This is a genomic window from Pseudoalteromonas sp. 0802 (assembly GCF_013350085.1).
In the GTDB taxonomy this organism is placed as follows: Bacteria; Pseudomonadota; Gammaproteobacteria; order Enterobacterales; family Alteromonadaceae; genus Pseudoalteromonas.
Map to the genome: position 1 here is coordinate 54,771 of NZ_JABVXE010000015.1, position 26,225 is coordinate 80,995.

Here is a 26,225-nt window from a genome sequence, read left to right on the forward strand (position 1 = left end):
TAAGAACGAATTTTCAAAGGTCATCCAGCCTCATGTTTAAAAAACTCCGTGGTATTTTTTCAAACGATCTATCGATCGACTTGGGTACAGCCAATACCCTAATTTACGTAAAAGAAGAAGGTATCGTATTAAACGAACCTTCAGTTGTTGCTATTCGTCAAGAGCGTGCTGGTGGCCCTAAGAGCGTAGCATCTGTAGGTACCGAAGCTAAGCAAATGTTAGGTCGTACTCCGGGTAACATTAAAGCAATTCGTCCAATGAAAGACGGCGTTATTGCTGATTTCTACGTTACTGAAAAAATGCTGCAACACTTCATCAAGCAAGTGCATAACAACAACTTTATGCGCCCAAGCCCACGTGTACTTATTTGTGTGCCTTGTGGTGCAACGCAAGTAGAAAAGCGTGCTATTCGTGAGTCTGCAATGGGTGCCGGTGCTCGTGAAGTATATCTAATCGAAGAGCCAATGGCTGCGGCTATCGGTGCTGGCTTACCAGTGTCTGAAGCAACCGGTTCAATGGTTGTTGATATCGGTGGTGGTACAACTGAAGTTGCCATTATCTCATTAAATGGTGTGGTTTACTCTTCATCTGTACGCATTGGTGGTGACAAATTTGATGAAGCTATCATCAACTATGTACGTCGTAACTTCGGTAGCTTAATTGGTGAAGCGACAGCTGAAAACATCAAGCACCAAATCGGTTCTGCTTTCAAAACAGACGAGCCAATTGAAATTGAAGTACGTGGTCGCAACCTTGCTGAAGGTGTACCGCGTTCATTCACGCTTAACTCACACGAAATCTTAGAAGCACTGCAAGAGCCATTAATGGGTATTGTGAGCGCGGTAATGGTTGCATTAGAGCAATCTCCACCAGAGCTTGCGTCTGATATCTCTGCACACGGTATGGTATTAACCGGTGGTGGTGCATTATTAAAAGACCTAGACCGTTTATTAATGGAAGAAACCGGTATTCCAGTTGTGGTTGCTGATGATCCATTAACGTGTGTTGCACGTGGCGGCGGTAAGGCACTAGAAATGATTGATATGCACGGTGGTGACGTATTTAGCTACGACTAATGAAGTTACTTTTTGGTCGTACCATCTCTTTGCAACTGCGACTTTTTGTCGCAGTGCTTTTGAGTGTCGTGCTGATCGTGGGCGATCGCTACACTCAAGGTGGTACAACAATCCGCACCAGCCTAAACACTTTGGTTAGCCCACTTATTTACCTTGCCAACTTGCCCTATGAGTTATTTAGTATTGGCGCGAAGAACCTTCATACCCGCGAACAGCTTTTAACCGAAAACGAAGCGTTAAAAAAGAAGCAGTTACTACAAAGCGAACAACTACAACAACTGCAATTTTTATCTCGTGAAAACGATAAGTTACGCGCTTTACTCGGTTCATCGGCTAAGCAATCAAATCGTAAAATTATTGCACAAGTGCTCTCTGTTCATTCAAACCCGTATAGCCACCAAGTGGTTATTAACCGTGGTACAACGGATGGCCTAAGCGAAGGCCAAGCTGTGATTGACGAAATGGGGGTAGTGGGGCAAATCACTCAAGTGGGTTCAACTACCTCGCGCGTACTACTGATGACCGATACAACCCACGCAACTCCTGTGCGTATTTTACGTAACGATGTGCGTACCGTGGTTGAGGGGATTGGCAAAATCAACGTGGTAAAACTTTCGCATGTACCACATAGCCTTGATGTTCGCATTGGCGATATCTTGGTTACGTCAGGCCTTGGTGGCACCTTCCCAGAGGGATATCCGGTTGCAGTAGTGACCGAAATTAACCGTGATGAAGGGCGTCCTTTTGCGCAGGTTTATGCTGAGCCAATTGCGCAACTTGACCGTATTCGCTTATTGGTTGTGCTGTGGCGTAATCAGCAGGAGAGCATCAGCAATGAATAGTCGTCACTTTTTGCTGATTGCTATCAGTATCTTCTTTGCATTGGTAATGGCGCTAATGCCGTTACCGATTTCGTTTGAACCATACCGCCCAGACTGGGTGTTAATGGTATTAATGTATTGGTCGTTAGCGGTGCCACACCGTTTAAATATTGGCACAGCTTGGGTCGTTGGTTTATTAATGGACCTTGCATCAGGCTCGCCACTCGGTGTGAACTCACTGACTTACTCGGTATGTATATTTATCACTGCGAGTAACTTCCAAAAAATTAGAAACTTTTCTTTATGGCAGCAAAGCATTTTAATTGCTTTGTTTTTAACGCTTTACCACCTCATGCAATTTTGGCTTAACCACTTTTTAATGGGCGTTTATTTTAGCCCGCATTATATGTGGCCAGTACTAACCGGCATGCTTTGTTGGTGGTGGATATTCTTAATTTTGCGTAAATATCGCCGTCATTTCAGGATTAGATAATGCAAACCGCAATTTATTTGGCGTCTGCATCACCGCGCCGAAAAGAGTTGCTCAGCCAACTTGGCGTTGAGTTTTCTCAATTTAGCGTTGATGCAGATGAAAGCCAATTCCCAAACGAAGCCCCGCGCGATTATGTAGAGCGTCTTGCTAGACTCAAGGCACAATCGGGCGTTGCTATGGGTTACACTGACCGCCCAGTACTTGGCAGCGATACCGTGGTTGTCATTGATGATACCGCACTTGGTAAGCCGCTAGACCAAGCTGATTTTACCGCCACCATGAAGCGCTTATCTGGCCGTACTCATCAAGTGATGACGGCTGTGGCAATTGCTGATAGTGAGCAAGTAAAAAGCTGCCTTGTTGTCACCGATGTTACATTTAAACCGCTCAGCGATGCTGAAATTGATGCTTACTGGCATAGTGGAGAGCCGCAAGATAAAGCAGGTGGTTATGGCATTCAAGGCTTAGGTGGTCGCTTTGTTAGTCACCTTTCGGGTAGCTATTTTGCGGTTGTCGGCTTACCTTTATATGAGACAGAGCAGTTATTAAACGAATTTTTAAGAGGGTAACATGAGCACCGAATTACTGATCAACGTTACACCGAGCGAAAGTCGCGTTGCGCTTATCGAAAATGGCGTACTGCAAGAAATCCAACTAGAGCGAATTGGCAACCTTGGGATTGTGGGCAATATTTACTTAGGTAAAATCAGCCGAGTATTACCGGGTATGCAGGCTGCGTTTGTCGATATTGGCTTAGAGAAAGCCGCTTTTTTACATGCATCAGACATTGTAAACAGTGCCTCAATTGTAGAAGGCGTTGATGAGCAGCCAATCAAAAAAGTACAAGATATTCGTGAGCTTGTGCGCCAAGGTCAACATATCATGGTGCAAGTGGTTAAAGACCCGCTAGGAACCAAGGGCGCACGCTTAACAACTGATATCACTATTCCTTCTCGTTATTTAGTGTTTATGCCAGATGCAACACACGTAGGTGTAAGCCAGCGTATTGAAACCGAAGAAGAACGTTCGCGTTTAAAGAAAATTGTTGCCGAATATGGTGATGATGACGGCAGCTTTATTGTTCGTACTGCAGCAGAAGGGGCATCGGAAGCTGAGCTACGTCATGATGCGGAATTCTTAAAAAAACTCTGGCAAAAAATCGTCACTAAGCGCAAAAAAACCAGTAAAGAAAGTATCTTGCATGAAGATTTAACACTGGCGTTTCGAACTCTACGTGACTACGTAGGTGAAGACATGGAGCGTATTCGTGTTGACTCAAAATTAACCTATCAAGAGCTTAAAGAGTTTACTGAAGAATTTGTGCCGCTGTTATCGGGAGCACTAGAATACTACCCGGGTGAGCGACCTATTTTCGATTTATTCGATGTTGAAACCGAGATCCAAAAAGCGCTGCATCGTAAAGTTGAGCTTAAATCGGGTGGTTATTTAATTATCGACCAAACCGAAGCGATGACAACCGTTGATGTAAATACCGGTGCGTTTGTTGGCCATCGTAACCTAGAAGAAACCATTTTTAATACTAATATCGAAGCGACCTCAGCAATTGCTCGTCAGCTACGTTTACGTAATTTAGGCGGCATCATTATCATCGACTTTATCGATATGGTTAGTGATGAGCACAAACGTCGAGTATTGCATTCACTTGAGTCTGCGCTTGCAAAAGATCGTGCAAAAGCCAACATAAACGGCTTATCTGCACTAGGATTAGTAGAGATGACCCGCAAACGGACCCGCGAAAGCTTAGAGCACATTCTTTGTGATGTGTGTCCTGCGTGTTCAGGGCGCGGCTCGCAAAAAACAGTAGAAACGGTTTGCTACGAAATATTGCGTGAAATTGTTAGGGTAAACCGTGCTTATGCAGCTGATAAGTTTATGGTTTACGCAGCTCCTTCGGTAAGCGAAGCATTGATCAACGATGAGTATCACAACCTTGCTGAGCTGGAACTATTTATCGGTAAGCAAGTCAGTATTCAAACAGAGAGTTTATATAACCAAGAACAGTTTGATGTGGTAATGATGTAATGAAGGCAAAAACGGTCTGCTTTTATTGTTTACGTAAGTTATGGCAAGTATTTGCTATTACTCTCGTACTGCTGGCCGTTATTGTCTCTGTGGTAAAGTATTCACTGCCATACGCAAATGATTATAAAGATGACATTGAAGCGTTTTTGTATGAACGCTTTGATGTAAATTTAGCAATAGGCTCAATCTCAGCCAGTTGGCATGGCCAAGGCCCTGCCTTAGTCATCGAAGATATTTCTTTTGAAGATAACCAAACCTCACCGATTGCACTCACCATTGATAAAGCGAGCCTTGAAGTTAACTTATGGGAGTCAGTAAAAACCCGTCAGCTTAAATCGAACTATTTTGTGATCAATGGCTTTCATGCTGATGTTGATTTACCCACTATGCTTGATTTGGGGAATAACCAGCAAACCAGCAACTTTGAGCAAAAAGAACTAATTGAAGGCTTATTCCTTGGTGAAACGGGTCACTTTGCGGTGCAAGACAGTAGCCTTAATTTTACCCTCAATGATGGTAAAGAGCGCAAGCTGATCCTTGAAAACATTGTCTGGCAAAATACCCCTGAGCAACATCAAGGCTCAGGCACGTTAGCCTTACCGGGAATTTCTGTTGGTAGTTTTGACGCCCGCATGGCGCTGAATGGTTCGACCCTCGAAACCATGGCTGGCGATATCTATGTGCAAGCAGCGAACGTTGATGTATCTAAGTGGCTGGCGCAATATATTAATACCGACAAGCAGCAGCTTAATTCCGACATTAATTTACAAACCTGGTTTAGTCTTGAAAAAGGCCTGATCAGCGATGTAAAAGTGCAGTGGCTACCGAGTTTCATTAACTGGCAACAAAACCAAGAAGCGCACCAAATTAGTTTAAGTGAAGGTGGTTTTCATTTATTTCCAAAGCAAAATGGCTGGCGCTTAAAAAGCACCGGACTCACCTTTGAAAGTGACTTAAAACAATGGCCAACCTTACAGTTTGAAGCTCAACTTGGCGATAAAAGCCAAATTTGGTTAAAGCAATTTGATTTTGCATTGCTGGCAAAGTTATCGCAGTTAAGTAACTTTGAAGTACTTGCCCCGTTTTTAGCGCGTCAACCCAATGGTCAGTTAAGTGATGCCTATCTTGAGTTAGGTCTGCAAGATAACTGGCAACTTTGGTTTCAGGGCGAACAAATTAATTGGCTGTCGCTGCAGGGCATTCCTGGCGGTCAGGCGATTCGTGTTGATGGCTTAATTAATCAATCAGCTGGGCGAATTCAGCTATATGGCGAGAACAATCAACTGCTAACGAACGGCAGCTTTAGCCAAGATATTGCCTATAACCAATTAAATGTAGAGCTCGACCTTCACCATTACGATGATGGCTGGCGCATTAGTAGCGATAATATCTGGCTTGATAACGACGAAGTGACTGTGGCTGCTGAGATGATGCTCAGCCTGACCGATGAACCGCGGTTAGATTTATATGCCGAAGCCTATGCCCCTGATGCCAAAGTCGCTGGGCATTATTTCCCGTTACCTGTGATGAGCGAAAAGCTAGTTAATTACCTTAATGGCGCAATTAAGGGCGGTGAAGTCAATAAAGCTCAAGTGCTGTACTCGGGGCCATTTAAAGGGTTCCCGTTTAAAGAGCAGCAAGGTCAATTTGAAGTGTTAGCGAATGTTGAAAACGCTAAATATAAGTTTTCACCAAGCTGGCCTGAAGTTGAAGATGCCAACGTCATTTTACATTTCGAAAATGAGCGCATGGATATCTACAGCAAGTCGGGCAAGTTGGTTAACCTCGCTTTGGGGGAGGGTGTTCATGTCAGTATTGCTGATTTAATGAATGCAGAAATCCTAAAAGTTGCCATTAATAAACGTGCTCATGGCGACAAGCTTAACCCGTTCTTTACAGCAACTCCGCTTGCTAAGCCTTTGGCGAGTGTTTTTGAAGTTGTGCAACCGCAAGGCGAAGCGACGGCCGATATTGAGCTGTTAGTAAATTTACGTTCGGGTCATGTTGATGCGATTGGTGAAGTTGAGTTAGCGAATATTCCAGTTTACCTTGCACAGCCAGGTATCACGCTTAACCATATGACCGGTATTGTTAAGTTTAATAACGATAAAATCGACTTAAAAAATGCCAAAGCAGATTGGATGGGCATGCCACTCACAGCAAACTACAACAGTGAAAATGTGGCTGACACCTATCGCGCCGAAATTGAGGTAAAGCTGGGCATTGAAGCTGAGCCTTTAATTGAACAAGCTCATGGTTTACTGGCCGGTTACTTAAGCGGCCAAAGCAATGTCGATATTAATGTGTCGCTTAACTTTTTACCGAATGACTTTAATTACCGCGCCGATGTGAGTGGTAATTTAATCGGTGTGACTAGCCAGCTGCCTGCACCTTATAACAAAAGCGCAGAGCAAAAATGGCCATTAACTGCGGTCGTGCAGGGTGACCATATCTCTAATTTGATCACCGCGAATATCGATGAGCAGTTATTCTTTAATGCGATTTTAGATAACGGCGAAAAGAAATTTAGTAACGCCCATTTAATTTTAGGTGCGCAAGATTTAGGACTTAATCGTGAAGGTTTTGCGGTATCTATCGATTTACCAGAAACCGAAATAGTGCCTTGGTTTGGCCTAATTGATCAGATTATTGCGCTTACCAAAGTTAAGTCTGATACACCAAGTGTGATGCCTGCGTTCAATAACATAACGGGTAAATTTAATAAACTGGCACTACACAATATCGACTTTAATGATTTTGAATTTCGCTTATCGCCAAAACAATCAGACTTAGAGTTAAAGCTAAATGCTAAAGAGTTACGTGCCGACGCGCTTATTCCAACCGGTGAAACACGCAGACCAATTCAAATTTTTACTGACTACCTGCGTATTAATTTTAACGAAGCCACAGAGCAAACAGAGCAAGACTCAGCACCAGAAGATTTAAGCTGGTTAACCCGAGTCCCAGCCATCGAGTTTAACTGTGAAGATTGTAAAGTGGCTGAGTATCAGCTCGATAAAATTAAAAGCAGCTTAGTTGGGGAGAACGATAAACTCTTGTTCACTGAGCTGGTCATCGACAAAGGCGATCACGTATTACGTGGTAAAGGGCAATTTGCTGATGGGCAAACACGCTTTAGTGGTAACTTACAAAGTGACGACATTGGCGAGTTATTTGATGAGTTTGATATCACCACCACAGTCAAAGATTCAGATGCCAATATTAAGTTTGATCTTGCATGGCAAGGCGCACCTTATAGCTTTGATGTACCAAGTTTAGCCGGTGAATTAGATTGGCGTTTAGGTGAAGGACACCTTGCTGAGATCAGTGATGGTGGTGCGCGAGTATTCTCTTTACTGAGTTTAGATTCGTTAGTGCGTAAGCTGAAACTGGATTTTAGAGATGTATTCTCGAAAGGCTTTTTTTATAACAGTATGCAAGGCACCATGCAGCTAGAAAAGGGCATAGCTTACACCCAAGATACCAAACTTGATGGTGTGCCTGCCGATTTAACGATCAAAGGTCACACTAATTTAAATACCTTTGAAATTGATTATGACCTAGCGGTTGCACCGCAGGTGACGTCGAGTATTCCAGTGATTGTGGCATGGATGGTTAACCCGGTAAGTGGTCTTGCAGCGCTGGCAATCGATAAAGTGATTCATTCGGCGCGGGTGATCTCAGAAATCAACTTTAAAGTAACAGGTAGTATGAATGACCCTGTTGTGAAAGAAGTGGATCGTAAGAGCCGTGAAGTGACGTTACCGCAAGCCGCGCAAAGCCAGCCGCAGTCGTCGACACAACTAAAATTAAAAGATGCCGCATCTTCAGCGAGTTTAGATAACAATGAAGGCTAATCCTCACCCACAGGTTGTTGCTGTGCAAATGTGCTCACGCATGAATGCTGAGCAAAACCTCACTTTTTTGGCAGAGACATTGAATCAGTTACCTGCAACTCGGCCATTGCTAGTGTGTTTACCGGAAAGTTTTTTGATCTTTAGTAAGCAAAGCCAAGCAAGTTATGAATTAGGTCTGCAAAGTGAGGCATATAAAGCGAAGCTTGCTGATTTATGTAAGCAACATGATATTTGGTTAGCTGCTGGCACCCTGCCTGTTTCACAGCAAAATGGTAAGTATTTAGCTGCCTCGTTTTTATTTAACAACCAAGGCGATGTGGTTGCGCAGTACAATAAAATTCACTTATTTGATGTAGATGTTGCCGACACTACGCGCAGTTACCGAGAGTCTGATGCGACGCAAGCAGGCAACGATATTGTGGTGGTCGACTCGCCATTTGGTAAAATTGGCTTAGCAGTATGTTATGATCTACGTTTTAGTGGCTTATTCACCGCCATGCAGCGCCAAGGGGCTGAGCTTATTTTAGTGCCCAGTGCCTTTACCACAGTCACCGGCGCTGCTCATTGGCATATTTTATTAGCTGCGCGTGCAATCGAAACACAATGCTATGTGGTTGCCGCAGCACAGTGGGGCGAGCACGAGAATGGCCGCCACACTTATGGCCACAGCATTATTATTTCACCATGGGGAGAAACGCTCAGTGAGCTTGCCTCTGGTACCGGGTTTATCAGCCATGAGCTTGATTTAAACCGCTTGAATACAATTCGCCAAGACATGCCTGTGCAGTCTCAGCAACGATTTAGAGAGCATTTATTATGAACACGGTTGAACAGCATTTATTACATGACAGCCAACTAACGAGAGAAGAATTAGAAAAAACGCTCGCTTTTATTCATCAGCACCAAGTTGACTATGCCGACCTGTATTTTCAATCAAGCCACCACGAATCTTGGGTGCTTGAAGATGGCTTAGTGAAAGAAGGCTCATACAACGTTGAACGTGGTGTGGGTGTGCGTGCTGTTAGCGGTGAAAAAACCGGTTTTTCATACTCAGATGCGATTAACCTTGAAGCGTTAAACAAAGCAGCAACGGCAGCGCGCAGTATTGCCAATGCTGGCGAAAACAAAACGATTCAGGTGTTCAGTGATGTAGCTGCTAAAGAGCAGTATGCGCCGCATCAACCAATTCAAAGCATGAGCAACGATGACAAAGTAAGCCTGCTACGCGAACTTGAAAACTATATTCGTCAATTAGCACCGGATGCTGAGCAAGTGATCAGCTCAATGTCGGCGGTTTATGAAGAAGTGTTAATTGCTGCAAGTGATGGCACCTTTGCCACCGATATTCGCCCGCTTATTCGCTTAAACTGTTCTGTGTTACTAGAAAAGAACGGCCGCCGTGAGCGCGGTGGTGCAGGGGGCGGTGCGCGTTTAGATTATGGCTATTTTAAAGAATTAGTTGATGGCAAACCGCGTTGGATGGAGTACGCCGAAGAAGCTGTTCGCCAAGCAAAAGTAAACCTAGAAGCAATCGATGCGCCTGCTGGTAGCATGGAAGTCGTGCTAGGCGCAGGTTGGCCGGGTGTGTTACTACACGAAGCGGTAGGCCATGGTCTAGAAGGTGACTTTAACCGTAAAGGCGCATCAGCGTTTAGCGGTAAAGTAGGTCAAAAGGTGGCATCTGAGCTGTGTACAGTCGTGGATGATGGCACTATTGCTGATCGCCGTGGTTCATTGAACGTGGATGATGAAGGGACACCAGCTGCGTATAACGTGCTCATTGAAAACGGTATTTTAAAGGGCTACATGCAAGATAAGCTAAATGCCCGTTTGATGGGTGTTAACCCTACTGGTAATGCGCGCCGCGAATCCTACGCTCACTTACCTATGCCACGTATGACCAACACCTATATGTTAGGTGGTGAGCACAGCCAAGCTGATATTATCAGCTCGGTGAAAAAAGGTATCTTCGCGCCTAATTTTGGTGGCGGCCAAGTGGATATTACGTCGGGTAAGTTTGTATTTAGTGCCTCTGAAGCCTACTTAATTGAAAACGGTAAAATCACACAACCTATCAAAGGTGCAACACTGATTGGCAATGGCCCTGAAGTGATGCAGCAAATTTCGATGGTAGGTAACGACTTAGCCCTTGATAAAGGCGTTGGCGTGTGTGGTAAAGATGGCCAAAGCGTTCCTGTAGGTGTGGGCCAACCTAGCCTTAAAATTGATAACTTAACTGTGGGTGGTACGGCTTAATAATCCTCACTAATAGTTAAAATGAACGCGAGGGTAATCCCTCGCGTTTTTGTATTAGCTAAATAGCATCCATATACCTGCGGCAATCATAAATAGGTTCTCACTCAGAGAGATAAAGCCGAGCGGCACATTACTGTCGCCACCAACACAGGCACATTTCAGTTCTCGTTTATCGATATACACAGCCTTAATAACCGATATCGCACCTATACCACCAATAAATAATGAAAATGGTGCAACAGCTAAGGCGGGTAATTTAGCCACCATACCTATCGCTACATACGCCTCAATAAATGGATAAACATAGGCATAGGGCACGACACGCATGGCTAGTAAGTCATAGGTAATAAATGAGTTAGAAAAGCTGAATAAGTCTTGCAGCTTTTGTATCGCTAATACCGCCATTGATAATGCAACGAACAGCATTAGGTTCTGCACAGAAAATAAAGCCTCACCACTGGCATAAGTAAAACCGCAGCTTAGTAGCATGGTCACTGCAAAAATCGCTAATACAGGGGTGTAACTGGTGCCTTGCTGACCTGCCTCGGGCAGATTAAAAAAGTCGCGCAAATCATCGTAACCGCCAATACGTTTATCATTGATAAAGGTTTGTGGTGTGGTTTTTACATCATGCTGCTGTTTGAATTCGTCAGTTTGCTCACGGCTGGTTAAATGACGATCATCAACATCGTAACCATGACGCTCTAATAAATCTTTTGATTTTAAACCGAATGGGCAAATATGCTCATCGGTCACCATGCGATATAAAATTGCAGACTTAGACACAGTGCCTCCTTGTAAAAATGCCTTGCCTACTGCGTAATAATTACTTAATTACACAGTAAATAAGGGCAGATTCTTGCTATAACTGATTACTTTATTAACAGTTACAAGGTTTGTGCCAGCTTTAAACATCAAAAAACCTTGTGGCAGCACCACAAGGTTTTAAAATTGACTCGCAACGTGAGTTTATCTCATCGTTACAAACTCTTCTGAGCCAGTTGGGTGAATAGCCACAACTGCATCAAAGTCTGCTTTGGTTGCGCCCATCTTCATTGCAACGGCAAAACCTTGGATCATTTCATCGACGGTAAAGCCAATGCCGTGTAAGCCAACAACTTTTTCGTCTTCGCCAGCACACACTAGCATCATGTTACATGCTTGACGGTGCTGAGTAACTGCTGTGTACATTGCTGCAAAGCTTGATTTATATACTTTAACGTTATCGCTGCCGTATTGATCAATCGCTTGCTGCTCTGTTAAACCAATTGTGCCGATTGGTGGATGGCTGAATACCACTGTAGGTACTAGCTCGTAATCCATTTTTAAATCATCAGGTAATTCTTTATTGAATAAACGCTCTGATAGAGTACGACCCGCTTTAACGGCTACTGGCGTAAGTTCAATACCGTTTTCGATGATATCGCCAACTGCGTATACGTTTTCAGCTGTGGTGTTTTGGAATTCGTCTACTTTAACGTAACCGCCTTCAGTTACTTCAACACCTGCCGCTGCAAGGTTGATTTTGTCCGTTGTAGGTGTACGGCCAATTGCCCAAATAACTTGATCAACGTTTTGGCTGTGACCATTTTCAAAGTGAATTGTTAAGCTACCATCGCTTTCTTTAACCACTTCTTTAGGTGTGCAATCAGTGTGAAGAGTCGGGCCTTCTTTCGCCATAATCTCGACAAGTGTATCAACAATGTATGGGTCAAAAGTACGAAGCGGTTTGTTTTTACGAACAAACAAGTGTGTTTCTGTACCAAGGCTATGAAGTACACCAGCGATTTCAACGGCAATGTAGCCTGCACCAACCACAGCAACACGCTTAGGCTGTGCGTCTAGTTCAAAGAAGCCGTTCGAATCAATGCCAAGCTCAGCGCCTGGGATGTTAGGAATGGTAGGGCGGCCACCAACAGCAACAAGGATATGGTCTGCCGTGTATAGCTCACCGTTTACTTCAACTGTTTTGTTATCAACAAACTTAGCAAAGCCATTGATTACAGTTACACCATTGCTAGATAAGTACTTGTTGTAACCTTGGTGAATACGGCCAATATACGCTTCGCGGCTTTCAACTAATTTAGCCCAGCTAAAGCTTTTTAATTCAACATCAAAGCCGTAGTCAGGTGCATATGCGTTAATTGCTTCAGCAATTTGTGCACCGTGCCACATAACTTTCTTTGGAACACAACCCACGTTTACACAGGTGCCACCCATGTGTTTTGCTTCAATAAGAGCAACTTTTGCGCCACGCATTGCTGCACGGTTTGCAGAGGCAATACCGCCACTACCACCACCAATTGCAATGTAATCAAAATGCTGAGCCATAGTTTGTCCTCAAAAATAGATAGTTTTTTATAAATTAATCGATTTAGCAATAAGTTGATAATAGCATAATAAAGACCAAGGTTAAGCCCCTTGTATTTCATCAATTCGCCCCAACTTCAAAATCATCTTCGCATAAAATTTGAGAACGAAAATGACAATTGCAGAAAATAACCCACTCATTGGTTTAGAAGGGCTTCCGCCGTTTTCTAAAATTAAACCAGCACACGTAGTGCCAGCATTAAAAGCAGCGATTGCTGAGTGTCGTACCAAAATAGATGAGGTACTGGCAACTAAATCATACACATGGAATGATTTGGTGCTTCCGCTTGAAGAAGCTGATGACAAGTTATCACGCTTATTTTCACCGGTATCACATATGAATTCTGTCGTTAATAACGACGAGCTACGTGAAGCCTATGAGCAATGTTTGCCGTTGTTATCTGAGTATTCAACGTTTGTTGGTCAGCATCAAGGTTTATACGATGCTTACAACGCGCTTCACAACAGTGACGAATTTAAAACACTAACGATTGCCCAGCAAAAAACCATTACTAATGCACTGCGTGATTTTGAGCTATCTGGTATTGCTTTAAAGCCCGAGCAACAAATGCGTTATGGCGAAATCAGTGCGCGTTTATCTGAGCTGGCCTCTAAGTTTGGTAATAATGTAATGGATGCCACACTCGCTTGGCAAAAGCACATTACAGATGAAAGCGAACTGGCTGGTTTACCAGAGTCTGCGTTAGCCCTTGGTGCTGATACAGCTAAAAGCAAAGAGCTAGATGGCTGGGTATTCACGTTAGATTTTCCATCTTACTTACCAATCATGACTTATGCTGATAACCGCGAGTTACGTGAAGAGTTTTACACTGCGTTTGTGACGCGCGCATCTGATCAAGGCCCTAATGCCGGTGAGTTTGATAACTCTGCCATTATGAGCGAAGAGCTTGCCCTTCGTCATGAACTTGCCGAGTTACTTGGCTTTAACAGCTACGCTGATATGTCATTGGCGACTAAAATGGCAGAAACGCCAGAACAAGTTTTCTCATTCTTAGAAGATTTAGCAGCTAAGTCTAAACCACAAGCTGAGCAAGAGCTTGCAGAGCTAACTGCCTACGCAAAAGACAAGCACGGTGTGACTGAGCTTGCTGCATGGGACTACGCTTACTACGGCGAAAAACTTAAGCAAGAGAAGTACGCGATTTCTGATGAAGTACTGCGCCCATATTTCCCTGCCAATAAAGTTTTAAGTGGCTTATTCACTACTGTAAATCGTTTATTTGGTATTAGCGTAAAAGAAGTGACAGAGTTTGATACTTACCACCCTGATGTACGTTTTTTCGAAATTTACGATAGCAGCAATACTTTACGTGGTCGCTTTTATCTAGATTTATACGCCCGTGATCGCAAACGCGGCGGCGCGTGGATGGATGACTGCATGGGTCGTAAAGTACGTGCTAACGGCGAATTACAAACCCCTGTTGCGTACTTAGTGTGTAACTTTAATAAAGCTGTGGGTGATAAGCCTGCTTTGTTTACGCATAACGAAGTGACTACGTTATTCCATGAATTTGGTCATGGTATTCACCATATGTTGACACAAGTTGATGCTGCGCCAGTTGCAGGTATTAACGGTGTTGCATGGGATGCGGTTGAGTTACCAAGCCAGTTCCTTGAAAACTGGTGCTACGAAGAAGAAGCGCTGAGCTTTATTTCGGGTCACTACGAAACAGATGAGCCGTTACCAAAAGAGTTATTAGATAAACTCCTAGCGGCGAAGAACTTCCAATCAGGTATGCAAATGCTGCGTCAGCTTGAGTTCTCGTTGTTTGACTTTACTATTCACCATACTTACAAAGCGGGTGAGCCATGTAACATTCAAGCAACTCTTGATGATGTGCGCAGTAAAACGGCCGTTGTTAAAGCGCCAGCATTTAACCGCTTTCAACATGGCTTTAGCCACATTTTTGCGGGCGGTTACAGCGCAGGTTATTACTCTTACAAGTGGGCTGAAGTACTTTCGGCTGATGCGTTTTCTAAATTTGAAGAAGAAGGCATCTTTAACCCAGCCACGGGCGAAGCTTTCCTAAAGAACATTTTAGAGAAAGGGGGCAGTGAAGAGCCAATGGAGCTATTTAAAAAGTTCCGTGGACGCGAACCACAAGTTGATGCACTACTTAGACATAGCGGCATTGCTGCATAATAAAGTTTGTTGATCTAAAGCGCCGTAAGGCGCTTTTTTTATTAATATTTCTTCGCAAAATCACGCTCTCGTACTATCCTTCTTAAAAAAGAGTTTATAGGAATTAAGCATGTCAAAACTTGTATTAGCCATTGATGATGATAAATATATCCATCATGTGATTGAGGAATCGCTATCGGGCTTTTGCACACTGATCCATGCTAAAAATGGCGACGAAGGATTAAGACAAGCGTTAAAGTACAATCCTGACATCATTTTACTTGATATCGAAATGCCGGGAAAAACAGGCTTTGAGGTATGTAACGAATTAAAAGCTAACCCGCAAACAAAAGACACACCTGTGATGTTTTTATCGGGTAAAGCTGACCTACCAGACCGTGTAAAAGGCTATAACGCAGGTGCTGCTGATTACATTGTAAAACCATTTAATGCTGAAGAACTCATGGCACGTATTCGCGTGTTATATCAATATCGTCAGCACTCTAAAAAGCTTAAAAGTGATGTAGAGCGAGCGCAAATCACTGCCGAAATCGCGATGACAGACTCAGGTGATATGGGTCGCATAATGCGCTACGTTGGGCAAAGCTATCATGCACACGATATCAAAGCGTTATCTGAGCATATGTTTGAGTTTTTTAATCCGATGGAGCTCGATGTCGTACTGGCGTTTTGGTATCAAGATGTAGGCATATTTTGTAGTGCTGAAGGCGGGGTGTGTCCACTTGAGCAAGAGCTGCTCGAAAAACACCGTGATGCAAATCGCTTTGTTGATTTTAGCCATCGTACTATTATTAATTACCCTAAAGTGTCGATGCTGATCAAAAACATGCCACTTGATGATGCCCAGCTTTATGGTCGTTATAAAGATCTATTCCCGCATATTCTTGAGGTGACTAACGCCAAAGTACAAGACATGGAAAACAATGAGCGGGCACTGACTCAGGCGCAGCAAATTGGTAACTCGTTTAATGAGCTATCTGATCAAATGTACCAAAACAGTGATTCGCGCGAACATGCTGTAGATAAATTTGCCGCTCAACTTGATGAGCTAAACAAGTCTATTGAGCAAAGTGGTTTATCGGGCAGCGATGAAGTCGCATTTCACTTGCAGCAATTAAAGCAAACTCAGCTGATTTTTACCTCACTGAATGAAGACTTATCGTTTATAAAGTTTCAGCTAAAACATATTATCGAATCGCGTAGTGAGCTTTTAGCGAGCTTACAAAAAATGGCTGAGCCGAGTGAGACCGAAGATGTGACCTCACAAACGGATATCGAGCTATTTTAAGCCATGCTATACTGGCGGCGAATAATATAGCTCGGAGTTTTGCGTGGTAATTCATTGTCCTTTTAAAGAAATGCGTCCTTATTTAGATGCGATTGAACAGCGTTTTGGTTTGGCTAAGTGGGCTGAGCAAAATGCAGGCTTTTCGCTTCATTATGACGACCAAGGTCTTAGCCTGAAGAAAAAGGACGAGCCAAAGCTTGGTGCTATTCATGTTGATTTTGTAACGGGTGCTGCAGCTCATCGACGCAAGTTTGGTGGTGGTAAGGGGCAGGCAATAGCTAAGGCTGTAGGGTTAAACAAAGGTGCCACGCCTGTGGTGCTTGATGCCACTGCAGGCCTTGGCCGCGATGGCTTTGTACTGGCATCACTAGGCTGTAAAGTGATTTTGCATGAACGCCACCCTGTAGTTGCTGCGCTATTATTTGATGGCCTAGAACGCGCCTATAACGATGCTGAAATTGGCCCTTGGATGAAAGAAAACATGAGCCTAGTGTTTGGCTCTAGTCATACGTTACTAGCGCAGTGTAGTGATACTCCTGATGTTGTGTACTTAGATCCTATGTTTCCTCATCGTGAAAAATCAGCCCTCGTTAAAAAAGAGATGCGAGTATTCCAAGAGCTTGTTGGCGGAGATAGCGATGCCGATGATCTATTAGAATTTGCTTATCCGCTTGCTAGTAAGCGAGTCGTTGTTAAGCGCCCTGATTACGCCCCATTTCTAAATGACAAAACCCCGAGTATGCAAATCAAAACCAAGAAGAACCGCTTTGATGTATACGTAAAAGCTGCAATGGTCTGATACCATCCGCAATATTAAGCGAATTGGTATTTATTTAACCCTTTTGGGTTAGTTGATATCGCTTTTACTTGTTATTTTTTACGGTTTACATCAAATTGTCATAAAAGGTTAATATTCTACGCGCGTAACGTTACTTGGGAATATCGTTTATGCGCGTGTCATCATTTACTCGGCTATTGGCCGTTTTACTCACACTCGCCAGTATCTTACTGGCAGCCACTCTGTTCTGGGCTAGTCAAACCTTACTCGGCTTAGAGCAGCAAGATAACGCTTATAATAAGCTGAAAAACACCATCATTATTGATTTAAAAAGTTACCTTGATGATTATTTAGAGCAAGGTGACAGCCAACACTTAAATAAAGCCTCAACGCTGATTAGCGATGTTAAAAAGCAGCATTTAGCTGAGCTACCTAAAGATCTAGCGGGTCAACTAAATAGCCAACTGACGGCCCTCGATAAAGACATTAATGGTAAGTATCGCGCTTTAGGTAAGCTATCGGGTAACGAAATGGCACTGCTCGATAACTCGTTAAGACAAATGGCAGGCTCTGCTTCATCGTTAATTGGCTATGCAAGTAAAGCCGAGCCGCAAACAGTGCTTGCGCTTGAATATTATCAACTTGCTGCTGACTACTACAGCGAAGTGACATCACTTGCTTTATATACTTACAAGTTAGTGATCAACTTTGATCAAGACACTAAAAACAGCCTTAATCAAAGTGTTGAAAACTTAATTGCCCTTGCTACTAAAATCGACAGACTCGAAAACCTAGGTGTAATGAGTGAAGTGGATGAAGACGCTTTATTCTTTGGTGAAGAAGCAGAAGATTTAGCCGGTGATATTAAAGCAGAGCTAACAAGCTGGCCTAAACGTTTCCCTCGTGATTTAGCATCAACACTTGAGCAAGCTGAGCAACGACAAACCGGCATGCAAGCACTGCGCGAACAAATCGGCGCGTTGTCTGCAACGGTGCTCGGTGCAGAGCAAAAATTAAAAGATGAACAAAGCCAGCTTAAGCAACAAGTGTTTATCGTGTTTTGTGTCGCTATTGGCATGCTGGTGGTTTTAGCGGCGGGTGTGTATTTTGTACAGCGCAACCAAGTGCTTAACCCTCTGCGCCAATTGCGTGATGGCTTTGCCTTCTTGATTGAAAGTAATGAGCTTAAAAACATTGAGAGTAAAAACCCGAAAACCGAAGTTGGTGAAATTGCCCATTACTTTAATCAATTGATTGAACGCCAGCGTGGTGAAGCTGAAGAGCGAGCACAAATGCTTAAGGTTATTAATGACTTTATGCTAGAGATGAGCGAGCACTTACATACCATTGCTCAGCAAACGGATGCCAGCCACTCTCAGGTTGAACAAAACCAAGGCTTACTTACTGATATTCAACACATTGGTGAGCAGGTCAATAACATTAATGGTCAAGTTGCTGATAACGCCAAACAAACCTTTGGTGCGATGGAGCAGAGCTTAGGCTTTGCCGACAGCATGTTAACCGCAAGCTCTCGCACTGAAGAGCGCGTTGAGCAAGGTCTAGATAGCTTAAAAGAGCTATTAAAAGGCGTTGATGATGTTGGCCAAGTTATTGAGGTGATCAAAAACATTGCTGAGCAAACAAACCTACTGGCATTGAATGCGGCAATTGAGTCGGCACGTGCAGGTGAGCATGGTCGAGGCTTTGCGGTTGTCGCTGACGAAGTACGAAAGCTTGCCAGACAAACACAAGGCTCGCTTGATGATATCAATAATCAGCTAAACCGCCTAAGTGAAAACTCAACCATGGTATCAGAGCAAATTAGTGCACTGGCTACTGATGCCGAGCTGCAAACACAAAATGCTCAAGAGCTTAAACGTAATTCAGAAGGCGTGGCCGATAACGCGCAAGATGCTAATAAAGTCGCGTTTGATGCTATGGAGCTTGCTAAACAGCAAAATGCCTTACTCGAAAACTTTAGCCAATCAATGCAGAGCATGAAAGGGCAGGTAAGTGAGTCGAACTCACTGGTTAGTGATATTCAGCATCGCCTACAAGAGCAAATGCACACCATTAAAACCAGCTTAGGTTTATAACTCTTCAAGGGGCGAGCAATGGTTTGCATTGTTTGCCCTTAAATCATGCGGTATTCAATTTTTTGGGTATATACTCAGTACTCTTATTTTCTTTCAAGGAATCACGATGATCGAACAAGGCCAAACTTTACCTGCAGCAACCCTTAGCGAATTAACCAGCGAGGGCATGCAAACTCTATCAACAGAGGCATTATTTGCCGATAAAAAAGTGGTGCTATTTGCGGTGCCAGGTGCATTTACGCCAACCTGTTCAAATGCCCACTTACCAGAGTTTATTACGCTAGCCGATAAAATTACCGCGAAAGGCGTTGATGCAATTTACTGCGTATCGGTGAACGATGCATTTGTAATGAAAGCATGGGGTGAAGCTCATAACGCTGAGCATATTCGTATGTTAGCTGATGGTGATGCAAGCTTTACTAAAGCACTTGGTCTAGATAAAGACACGGCTGGCTTTGGTGGCGTACGTTCAAAGCGTTATGCGATGATCGTTGAAAACCAAACGGTAACAGGGCTGTTTGTTGAACAAGACAAAGAGTTTGTAGTAAGCCGCGCTGAAGCTGTGCTTGAAAAGCTTTAATATCAATTCGCTTTATTGATATAAATACAAAAAAGCCGGACGTAAGTCCGGCTGAAAAGTCCCAGGGGGATACTGGGGAGATCAACTATTAAGGTTGATACTGTGCATCCAATGTTACACCAGAGAAAGTACGGTAAGCATTTAAGCTTAAGTGCCACGTACCTGCTTGTGGATTACTGAATGTACATGTTTCTGCGTTACCGTTTTTGTACGGACGGCAGTCATAGCTAGATGACGTTGGTTGGCTACCAAACTTAACGAATAAGTCAGCATCACCTGAACCACCAGACGTCGTAACAGTGAAGCTTGCCATACCTGCTGGTACTTCTAGCGTGTAATGTTTCCATTGACCAGCACTTGCAGAGATATCAGTCACTGTGCCGCCACCTGCTTGTGGTGAACCTGAGCCTGAACCACCGCCAGAAGTTGTTAAATCACCCACAAGGCTAACACCTGAGTATGCAGAGTAACCATTGAGCATTACATGGTAAGTGCCTGCTGTTGGGTTATCGATAGAACATACTTCGTTGTTACCGCCTTTATACGGGCGACAATCATAGGTTGACGTTGTTGGTGCACTACCTGCACGAACGTATAGGTCAGCATCACCTGTACCGCCACTCATTGTGAAGGTTACGTTAGTCGCACCTGTTGGCACTTCCATTGTGTAGAAAGTTTGGCTGCTAGCAGAGCCACTTAAACCAGTTAGTGCTTGACCATCTTCTAATACGTTACCCGTTGGTGGTGGCGGTGTTGTGCCTGAGGCTGCTGCAACAGCGGCTGCCGCATCAACAATACCTGTACCACAGCTTGTACATGTTGCCGGGAAAGAACGAGTTGTTGATTTTAAGATGCTTTCGATTTCATCTGGCGTTGCAGAAGGTTTAGCTTGCTTGATTAGCGCTGCTACACCCGCAACATGTGGTGCTGCCATCGACGTACCTTGCGAGTAGTGATATGAATCGCTGCTTGGGCTTGTAGAGCCTGAGTTGTGTGTTGATAAAACACCTTCAGAGTCATTCGCAAAGCTTTGTGCGCCACCCGGTGCTGCAACATCAATGTTGCTACCGTAGTTTGAGTAATAAGCACGACCACCGTTACGACCAACAGATGCAACGTTTACAACACCATTACAGTTACCTGGGTTGTAGTTTGCAGAGTTATCGTTATCGTTACCCGCAGCGATTACGATCACAGTGCCGTTGTTACGTGCTTGGTTGATAGCGCTTTGTGTTGTAGAGCTACATGAACCGCTACCACCTAAACTCATGTTGATAACATCAGCAGGGTTAGCATTTGCTGGTACGCCAGAAACTGAACCACCTGAAGCCCAGATAATACCGTCAGCGATATCAGAAGTTAAACCACCACATTTACCAAGTACACGTACTGGAACAACTTTTGAGTTGTAAGCAACACCGGCAACACCTTCACCGTTGTTAGTCACTGCTGCAACAGTACCCGCAACGTGCGTACCGTGCCAGCTTGAGTTTTGCGCACCATGTGTGTAACCACATTCGTTAGCGCTGATTGCATCACCCGGATCGCGTGCATCGCTATCACGACCACCCCCATCGTTAGCTACAGACACATTAGAGATCATGTCATAGCCAGGAAGAATGTTGGCATTTAAATCAACATGAGGACGGTAACCAGTATCAAGTACCGCAACAACCACACCGCTACCCGTTGCTGTATCCCAAGCCGTAGGAAGGTTAAGTCCACCCGCTTGCTCGTAGTAGTGCCATTGGTCGTCATAACGTGGGTCGTTAGGCGTTGCAAATGGCTTTAACATTTGGTCGATTTCGATGTATTCAACGTTACCTGATGCAACCATCTCTTGCATGAATTCTTGTGCTTCTTGAGCAGAAAGTTTTTTATCAGCACGCATTACGTGGTGATTATTCATCGCCATTGCACGAACATATTGTGCTTTTACTTTACCTTTTTTACTGGTGAAGTTTTTAACAAAGCCTTTTGCTTTTTTGTTCATCATAGTCGGCGTTTGTTCTGCTGCCGACATCGTCATCATTTCATCACTGTTGTTTTTATACTTGATGATGAATTGTGTACCAAAGCCTTCTTGGCCTTGTAATTTCGCTGCAGTTTCCTGCATAGATGGTGACATTAGTTGGTTTGGAGTAGCCATTGCTGCCGTCGTCCCAAACAACGCAGTCAAGCTCAGTGCAATTGCGCACTTCTTCAAGTTGTTGTTAGTTGTCATAATGATCCCTAGATTGTTATGTAAATCTCCACGATATTTTTCGCGAAGGGGGACAAAGGTAAAATAAATGTAAATATAGTTAAAATATCGTTTTATTATGGTTGTCTCTATTTTGGTTATAACTAAGTGTATAGACGTCTAAACTAGTCTTTTTATGGTGTTTTTTAGTTGTTTTCTCATAATAAAGTTATAATTTTGTGGTTTTGAGTTTTTACTTTATTTCGTTTTTTGGTTTTATCTTTTTTGTAAAAACACCGCTGTGTTAACACAGCAGCGACAATAACTTGTTATAATCAGCTAAATTTTTTTAGTGAGTATGAGTAATGACCCAAGTAGATGTTATTGTGATTGGCGCTGGTGCCGCAGGTTTGATGTGTGCTGCACAAGCAGGCTATCGTGGTCGCAATGTTACTGTGCTTGATATGGGCAAAAAGCCGGGCCGTAAAATATTAATCAGCGGCGGCGGGCGTTGTAACTTCACCAATGAAAACGCAAGCCCAGACAACTACTTGTGTGGTAATCCTCACTTTGTAAAATCGTGTTTAAGTCGTTTTACCCAGCATGACTTTATAGAGCTGGTGGACCGTCACGGCTTGGCCTATCACCATAAAACGCTGGGCCAATTATTTTGTGATAACAGCGCACAAGATATCGTCGACATTCTTTTAACTGAGTGTGAGTGGGCGGGTGTTAACATAGCGCTGCGTAACGAAGTACTCAGCGTGACAAAAACCGATGCGGGCTATGAAGTTATTACTGAGCAAGACAGCTATCAATGTGAGTCGTTAGTTGTCGCATCAGGCGGATTAACCATGCCTAAGCTTGGGGCATCACCAATTGGTTATAAAATTGCCGAGCAATTTGGGTTAACAGTGCTACCAACCATGGCGGCATTAGTGCCATTTACGTTACACCAGCACGATAAAGATCGCTTTGATGGGTTATCGGGGATCAGTATTCCTTGTTTGGTTACCAGTGAAGATGGCACCCAGTTTAAAGAAAACATCTTGTTTACTCATCGCGGCCTTTCGGGCCCAGCTATTTTACAAATCAGCTCTTTTTGGCGTGCAGGGCAAACTGTGTACATCAACTTGTTACCCGAGCTCGATTTAAAACAGCAGCTTGAACAGTGGCGTCAAAGCCAAGGGCAAAAGTCACTAAAAAATACCCTTGCGACAATTTTACCAAAGCGTTTTGTTGAAATGCTGCACGACACGAAAGCGATCCCTGATTGCAATGTAAACCAACTAAGCCATGCGCAAATCGACGCATTACATGACTACATTCACAATTGGCAAATTAAACCCAACGGCACAGAGGGTTACAGAACAGCCGAGGTCACGCTTGGCGGTGTAGACACCGACGAGTTAAGCTCAAAAACCTTCGAAGCGAAAAAGTCACCGGGCCTGTATTTCATCGGCGAAGTCACCGACGTCACCGGTTGGCTAGGCGGCTACAACTTCCAATATGCTTGGAGCTGCGGCTTTGCAGCAGGGCAGTATTGTTGATTTGAGTTTCTAGTTGCGAGTTGCGAGGGGAAAGGTGTTAGTGGTCAGGTCATAGGCGCTAGGCTCTAGGAACTAGGTGCTAGGTTAGCACTTGCTTGTAGGTCGTGCCTTAGCGCGCTGGAGTGATTTGTAATCCCAAACTGAAAAATACCAGAAGAATAGTATTTTGGTTAATAAGATATGAATCTAAGGAAAGATGAAAACAAATTAATCGGTAAGCATGTTTTTTTAAACGGTAAAGTTGTGGCGGATAAAATGGCACAGCGAATTGATTATTTAAAAAATAACGTAATGTTAGTCGTTGCATATTCCGATGATGGGTGGTCAACTTTACTGCGAGATCCTAATGATGGGCGACTCTGGGAGCTAATATACGACGACTCAGGCTTTCATGGCGCAGGTGCACCGAGTTTGATTCACTTAACGCTGGATAATGCGAAAAACAAATACAAATTCAAGTAAGAGAATTAATGAACAGCTAACGCTGTCGAATCAAAAGCCTCGCACTCGCGGGGCTTTGTTCTTAAAAAACAGAGACTCAAAGAAGAAACTCTATATCTTATATTTGCATCTAGCACCTAGAGCCTAGACAACTATAAGGTTACCCATTTATTTTTCATGCATATGATTGGTGATAAGCAGTTAAATAAAACCATTAGAGTTAAGCTAAATTATTTTCTGACGCTATGGGCGAGGTAGTGGCAAAAAGAAAGACCTGACACTATGAGCTCTGGAGTAAAATGATATGACTAATATGCTGAACGTTTATATGGATGATATAGAAGTTATTAGTGATGAAACCCCACAATCATTTGATAAGCTAAAAAAAGGTGTATTATCTGATGATAGTGAAATAAGAGAAAGATCATTTTCTAAATTGTCATGCTTTGAGTATACCGAAGAAATTAAAAATATTTTTAACAGAGGATTATTAGATAGCGATGAACTTATTCGCTCTGATTGTATAGAATTTCTTGCTGAATTTGATTTACTTGATAATTTAGAAAAGATTTGCGAATTATTAGATGACCCAAGCTGTTATGTCGTTAATTCATGTGTAACTAGTCTAGCTGAGCTAAATTCTAAAAATGAAAAAGTTATTAAGCTTTTGATTAGTAAGTTAAAAGGTGGGCAGCTTCAGAGTGGAACTGTTTTAAGAATTCACTATGCGTTATATAAACTTGATCCAACATACTCAATTGGGAACCTATTAGTTTGCTATTCTGACTCCAGAGATTATCGAGATAGGTGCGCTATTTTAAACTTATTAGCAGAGGGAATCCGAGAAGAGGATATCCCTGTGATAAAAGAGAAACTAGATAAAATTGTAAATCCTAATGATTTTAGATCTGTTCTATCTAAATATGATGAACTTTTAGCTTCATTAGGTTGATCAGAGATTTAAATCCAAAGCCTCGCACAAGCGGGGCTTTGTTTTTCTGGCTGTGGTGGCTTGGATTTTGTTTTCAAAACTGGCTAAGCGGCTCAATGAAAAGAACCGCTTGCTGGCATGGGGGAGGTAGTGACAAAAGCAAGGCCTAACCCCATGTGTTTAAAGCGCAGAAAAAGGTGCATGATTTTTAATGACTGAAATTACAAAAATTCAAAGATTGATCTGTAATGAATTTAATGCTGACTTTGTATCATCTCCCGAATATATGAAAGTTGGGATTTCTCGTAACGTCAAGCAAGGGGTTATTCCTATTAATGGACTAAGACACTCCCCTGAAGGAGATACAACAGGTTGGTACATTTGGGGGGGAGAAGAGTTTTCTGAAGAACCTGATTTTTTCGTTCCTCTTCATGTTGCTCATTTAGGTGAGTGGTGTCCTGATATCAAAAAATTTCTTGCGCTACCTCCGGGCTATAGGTTTTTAATCGCTGGAGATTATGTTGATGTTTGGTTTGATGAGTCTTTATTAAATATTTGACGACATAGTTTGAATTCTAAGCTTCACACTCGCGGGGGCTTTTTGTTGTTTTCAACTTTGATGATATTCTCGATAGATTAATTAATTGTGTGGTATCCAATTTAAGATGAAAGGAATAACTCATCAGCTAGAAGTTCAACAGAAGTGTTGTGAACACTATAGTGCACAATATACACCAGTTGACGAGGAGCAAATGGTAGTAATATCTGACGGTGTATATGAGGGGCTGCCTTTAGAAGGAGTTCGTTACCCTTCACCGGACCATATGAGCGGTTGGTGGTTAACCACTGACGAATATAATGGAGATATTTCGAGTTTAAAAACGGTTCACTTTACTCATATTGTAAAATATAGACCTGAAGTAGCTATCTATATGGCTTTGCCACCTGGTTATCGATTCATGCTGGGTGGAGAGCAAGAACATGTTTGGTTTGATGAAGAAGTAGCAAACGACAAATAGATAATATCTTTTTAATTCAGAGCTTCGCACTCTCGGGCTTTGTTCTTAATAAACATGGCTCAAAGAAGAAACTCGATATCTTATATTTGCGCCTAGCACCTAGCACCTAGTACTTCATCACACAAGTTCTGACTAGTTGAGGGCACCATAAGCCCTCTCAAGTTTTTCACGAGCTGATTCAACATTAAATAGCCAGTTTATACTTGTTCTTTCTTTATTCCTGCTCCATTCCCAGGCCGCGAGTTCTGTCTTTAGTTCTTCCATACTTGCTATACGTCTA

General features: G+C 43.1%; 21 protein-coding genes. 18 read left to right on the forward strand and 3 right to left on the reverse strand.

The features are described from left to right. Nucleotides 1-32: 32 nt before the first annotated feature. Genes HUS61_RS16960 through tldD form a run of 8 tightly spaced genes read left to right on the forward strand, consistent with a single transcriptional unit; the run spans nucleotide 33 to nucleotide 10,546 of the window. Nucleotides 33-1,076, forward strand: a complete 1,044-nt coding sequence (locus tag HUS61_RS16960) for a rod shape-determining protein (RefSeq protein ID WP_054552787.1) — start codon at nucleotides 33-35, stop codon at nucleotides 1,074-1,076. Next, nucleotides 1,076-1,918 carry a rod shape-determining protein MreC gene (gene mreC / locus HUS61_RS16965; protein ID WP_054552786.1) on the forward strand — a complete coding sequence of 281 codons (843 nt, stop codon included), beginning with the start codon at nucleotides 1,076-1,078 and terminating at the stop codon, nucleotides 1,916-1,918. The genes HUS61_RS16960 and mreC overlap by 1 nt, the downstream gene beginning before the upstream one ends. Then, complete coding sequence (mreD, locus tag HUS61_RS16970; RefSeq protein ID WP_058583828.1) at nucleotides 1,911-2,390, forward strand: rod shape-determining protein MreD; 480 nt, start codon at nucleotides 1,911-1,913, stop codon at nucleotides 2,388-2,390. The genes mreC and mreD overlap by 8 nt, the downstream gene beginning before the upstream one ends. Then, nucleotides 2,390-2,959: a nucleoside triphosphate pyrophosphatase gene (locus HUS61_RS16975; RefSeq protein ID WP_054563356.1), complete on the forward strand. Its 570-nt coding sequence runs from the start codon at nucleotides 2,390-2,392 to the stop codon at nucleotides 2,957-2,959. Before mreD ends, HUS61_RS16975 begins: the two co-directional genes overlap by 1 nt. A 1-nt stretch (nucleotide 2,960) precedes the next feature. After that, entirely contained in the window at nucleotides 2,961-4,433 is a 1,473-nt protein-coding gene (rng, locus tag HUS61_RS16980) for a ribonuclease G (RefSeq protein ID WP_054563357.1), read from the forward strand. Further along, nucleotides 4,433-8,290 (forward strand): YhdP family protein, encoded by a 3,858-nt coding sequence (locus HUS61_RS16985; protein WP_175083235.1) that lies wholly within the window; start codon nucleotides 4,433-4,435, stop codon nucleotides 8,288-8,290. The genes rng and HUS61_RS16985 overlap by 1 nt, the downstream gene beginning before the upstream one ends. Continuing rightward, a complete protein-coding gene (locus tag HUS61_RS16990) occupies nucleotides 8,280-9,110 on the forward strand; it encodes a carbon-nitrogen hydrolase family protein (RefSeq protein ID WP_175080027.1) in 831 nt (276 codons plus the stop codon). The genes HUS61_RS16985 and HUS61_RS16990 overlap by 11 nt, the downstream gene beginning before the upstream one ends. Beyond that, nucleotides 9,107-10,546 (forward strand): metalloprotease TldD, encoded by a 1,440-nt coding sequence (tldD, locus tag HUS61_RS16995; protein WP_055021391.1) that lies wholly within the window; start codon nucleotides 9,107-9,109, stop codon nucleotides 10,544-10,546. Before HUS61_RS16990 ends, tldD begins: the two co-directional genes overlap by 4 nt. A gap of 54 nt (nucleotides 10,547-10,600) precedes the next feature. Here tldD and HUS61_RS17000 read toward each other — a convergent pair whose 3' ends face one another. Beyond that, on the reverse strand, nucleotides 10,601-11,332 hold the full coding sequence (locus HUS61_RS17000; protein WP_175083236.1) for a glutaredoxin family protein: 732 nt from the start codon (nucleotides 11,330-11,332) through the stop codon (nucleotides 10,601-10,603). Between the two features lie 183 nt (nucleotides 11,333-11,515). After that, on the reverse strand, nucleotides 11,516-12,877 hold the full coding sequence (gene gorA, locus HUS61_RS17005) for a glutathione-disulfide reductase (protein ID WP_175080024.1): 1,362 nt from the start codon (nucleotides 12,875-12,877) through the stop codon (nucleotides 11,516-11,518). A gap of 151 nt (nucleotides 12,878-13,028) precedes the next feature. On the opposite strand from gorA, the gene prlC reads away from it, so the two are divergent. The 5 genes from prlC (at nucleotide 13,029) to HUS61_RS17030 (ending at nucleotide 19,822) form a co-directional block, all read left to right on the forward strand. After that, nucleotides 13,029-15,080, forward strand: coding sequence for an oligopeptidase A (gene prlC, locus HUS61_RS17010; protein ID WP_175083237.1), 2,052 nt, complete (start codon nucleotides 13,029-13,031; stop codon nucleotides 15,078-15,080). A 109-nt stretch (nucleotides 15,081-15,189) separates the two neighbouring features. Next, entirely contained in the window at nucleotides 15,190-16,368 is a 1,179-nt protein-coding gene (locus HUS61_RS17015) for a two-component system response regulator (protein WP_175083238.1), read from the forward strand. A gap of 43 nt (nucleotides 16,369-16,411) precedes the next feature. Further along, nucleotides 16,412-17,167 carry a class I SAM-dependent methyltransferase gene (locus tag HUS61_RS17020; RefSeq protein WP_062565979.1) on the forward strand — a complete coding sequence of 252 codons (756 nt, stop codon included), beginning with the start codon at nucleotides 16,412-16,414 and terminating at the stop codon, nucleotides 17,165-17,167. A 149-nt stretch (nucleotides 17,168-17,316) separates the two neighbouring features. Beyond that, nucleotides 17,317-19,242 (forward strand): methyl-accepting chemotaxis protein, encoded by a 1,926-nt coding sequence (locus HUS61_RS17025; RefSeq protein WP_175083239.1) that lies wholly within the window; start codon nucleotides 17,317-17,319, stop codon nucleotides 19,240-19,242. A 106-nt stretch (nucleotides 19,243-19,348) separates the two neighbouring features. After that, nucleotides 19,349-19,822: a peroxiredoxin gene (locus HUS61_RS17030; protein ID WP_063529354.1), complete on the forward strand. Its 474-nt coding sequence runs from the start codon at nucleotides 19,349-19,351 to the stop codon at nucleotides 19,820-19,822. A gap of 88 nt (nucleotides 19,823-19,910) precedes the next feature. Here HUS61_RS17030 and HUS61_RS17035 read toward each other — a convergent pair whose 3' ends face one another. Beyond that, the gene (locus HUS61_RS17035) at nucleotides 19,911-22,046 is read right to left on the reverse strand and encodes a S8 family peptidase (protein ID WP_175083240.1); all 2,136 of its coding nucleotides are present in this window, start codon (nucleotides 22,044-22,046) and stop codon (nucleotides 19,911-19,913) included. A 323-nt stretch (nucleotides 22,047-22,369) separates the two neighbouring features. On the opposite strand from HUS61_RS17035, the gene HUS61_RS17040 reads away from it, so the two are divergent. From HUS61_RS17040 to HUS61_RS17060, 5 genes are all read left to right on the forward strand, one after another. Beyond that, nucleotides 22,370-23,554: an NAD(P)/FAD-dependent oxidoreductase gene (locus HUS61_RS17040; protein WP_119853837.1), complete on the forward strand. Its 1,185-nt coding sequence runs from the start codon at nucleotides 22,370-22,372 to the stop codon at nucleotides 23,552-23,554. Nucleotides 23,555-23,734: 180 nt separating this feature from the next. Continuing rightward, a complete protein-coding gene (locus HUS61_RS17045) occupies nucleotides 23,735-24,016 on the forward strand; it encodes an Imm27 family immunity protein (RefSeq protein WP_175083241.1) in 282 nt (93 codons plus the stop codon). 283 nt (nucleotides 24,017-24,299) lie between these two features. Next, the gene (locus tag HUS61_RS17050) at nucleotides 24,300-24,947 is read left to right on the forward strand and encodes a HEAT repeat domain-containing protein (RefSeq protein ID WP_175083242.1); all 648 of its coding nucleotides are present in this window, start codon (nucleotides 24,300-24,302) and stop codon (nucleotides 24,945-24,947) included. Between the two features lie 190 nt (nucleotides 24,948-25,137). Next, nucleotides 25,138-25,485, forward strand: a complete 348-nt coding sequence (locus HUS61_RS17055; protein WP_175083243.1) for a hypothetical protein — start codon at nucleotides 25,138-25,140, stop codon at nucleotides 25,483-25,485. A 193-nt stretch (nucleotides 25,486-25,678) separates the two neighbouring features. Beyond that, complete coding sequence (locus HUS61_RS17060; protein WP_258536039.1) at nucleotides 25,679-25,945, forward strand: hypothetical protein; 267 nt, start codon at nucleotides 25,679-25,681, stop codon at nucleotides 25,943-25,945. The last annotated feature ends 280 nt before the right edge of the window (nucleotides 25,946-26,225 follow it).

Excerpts from the sequence above, each read along its gene's own strand:
- HUS61_RS17015 (WP_175083238.1), top strand. The coding sequence starts at position 15,190 with ATGTCAAAACTTGTATTAGCCATTGATGATGATAAATATATCCATCAT.
- HUS61_RS16985 (WP_175083235.1), top strand. The coding sequence starts at position 4,433 with ATGAAGGCAAAAACGGTCTGCTTTTATTGTTTACGTAAGTTATGGCAA.
- HUS61_RS16990 (WP_175080027.1), top strand. The coding sequence starts at position 8,280 with ATGAAGGCTAATCCTCACCCACAGGTTGTTGCTGTGCAAATGTGCTCA.
- HUS61_RS17040 (WP_119853837.1), top strand. The coding sequence starts at position 22,370 with ATGACCCAAGTAGATGTTATTGTGATTGGCGCTGGTGCCGCAGGTTTG.
- HUS61_RS17045 (WP_175083241.1), top strand. The coding sequence starts at position 23,735 with ATGAATCTAAGGAAAGATGAAAACAAATTAATCGGTAAGCATGTTTTT.
- HUS61_RS17035 (WP_175083240.1), bottom strand. The coding sequence starts at position 22,046 with ATGACAACTAACAACAACTTGAAGAAGTGCGCAATTGCACTGAGCTTG.
- mreC (WP_054552786.1), top strand. The coding sequence starts at position 1,076 with ATGAAGTTACTTTTTGGTCGTACCATCTCTTTGCAACTGCGACTTTTT.
- mreD (WP_058583828.1), top strand. The coding sequence starts at position 1,911 with ATGAATAGTCGTCACTTTTTGCTGATTGCTATCAGTATCTTCTTTGCA.
- gorA (WP_175080024.1), bottom strand. The coding sequence starts at position 12,877 with ATGGCTCAGCATTTTGATTACATTGCAATTGGTGGTGGTAGTGGCGGT.
- HUS61_RS17050 (WP_175083242.1), top strand. The coding sequence starts at position 24,300 with ATGACTAATATGCTGAACGTTTATATGGATGATATAGAAGTTATTAGT.
- HUS61_RS17030 (WP_063529354.1), top strand. The coding sequence starts at position 19,349 with ATGATCGAACAAGGCCAAACTTTACCTGCAGCAACCCTTAGCGAATTA.
- HUS61_RS16960 (WP_054552787.1), top strand. The coding sequence starts at position 33 with ATGTTTAAAAAACTCCGTGGTATTTTTTCAAACGATCTATCGATCGAC.
- rng (WP_054563357.1), top strand. The coding sequence starts at position 2,961 with ATGAGCACCGAATTACTGATCAACGTTACACCGAGCGAAAGTCGCGTT.
- prlC (WP_175083237.1), top strand. The coding sequence starts at position 13,029 with ATGACAATTGCAGAAAATAACCCACTCATTGGTTTAGAAGGGCTTCCG.
- HUS61_RS17060 (WP_258536039.1), top strand. The coding sequence starts at position 25,679 with ATGGTAGTAATATCTGACGGTGTATATGAGGGGCTGCCTTTAGAAGGA.
- tldD (WP_055021391.1), top strand. The coding sequence starts at position 9,107 with ATGAACACGGTTGAACAGCATTTATTACATGACAGCCAACTAACGAGA.
- HUS61_RS17025 (WP_175083239.1), top strand. The coding sequence starts at position 17,317 with ATGCGCGTGTCATCATTTACTCGGCTATTGGCCGTTTTACTCACACTC.
- HUS61_RS16975 (WP_054563356.1), top strand. The coding sequence starts at position 2,390 with ATGCAAACCGCAATTTATTTGGCGTCTGCATCACCGCGCCGAAAAGAG.
- HUS61_RS17055 (WP_175083243.1), top strand. The coding sequence starts at position 25,138 with ATGACTGAAATTACAAAAATTCAAAGATTGATCTGTAATGAATTTAAT.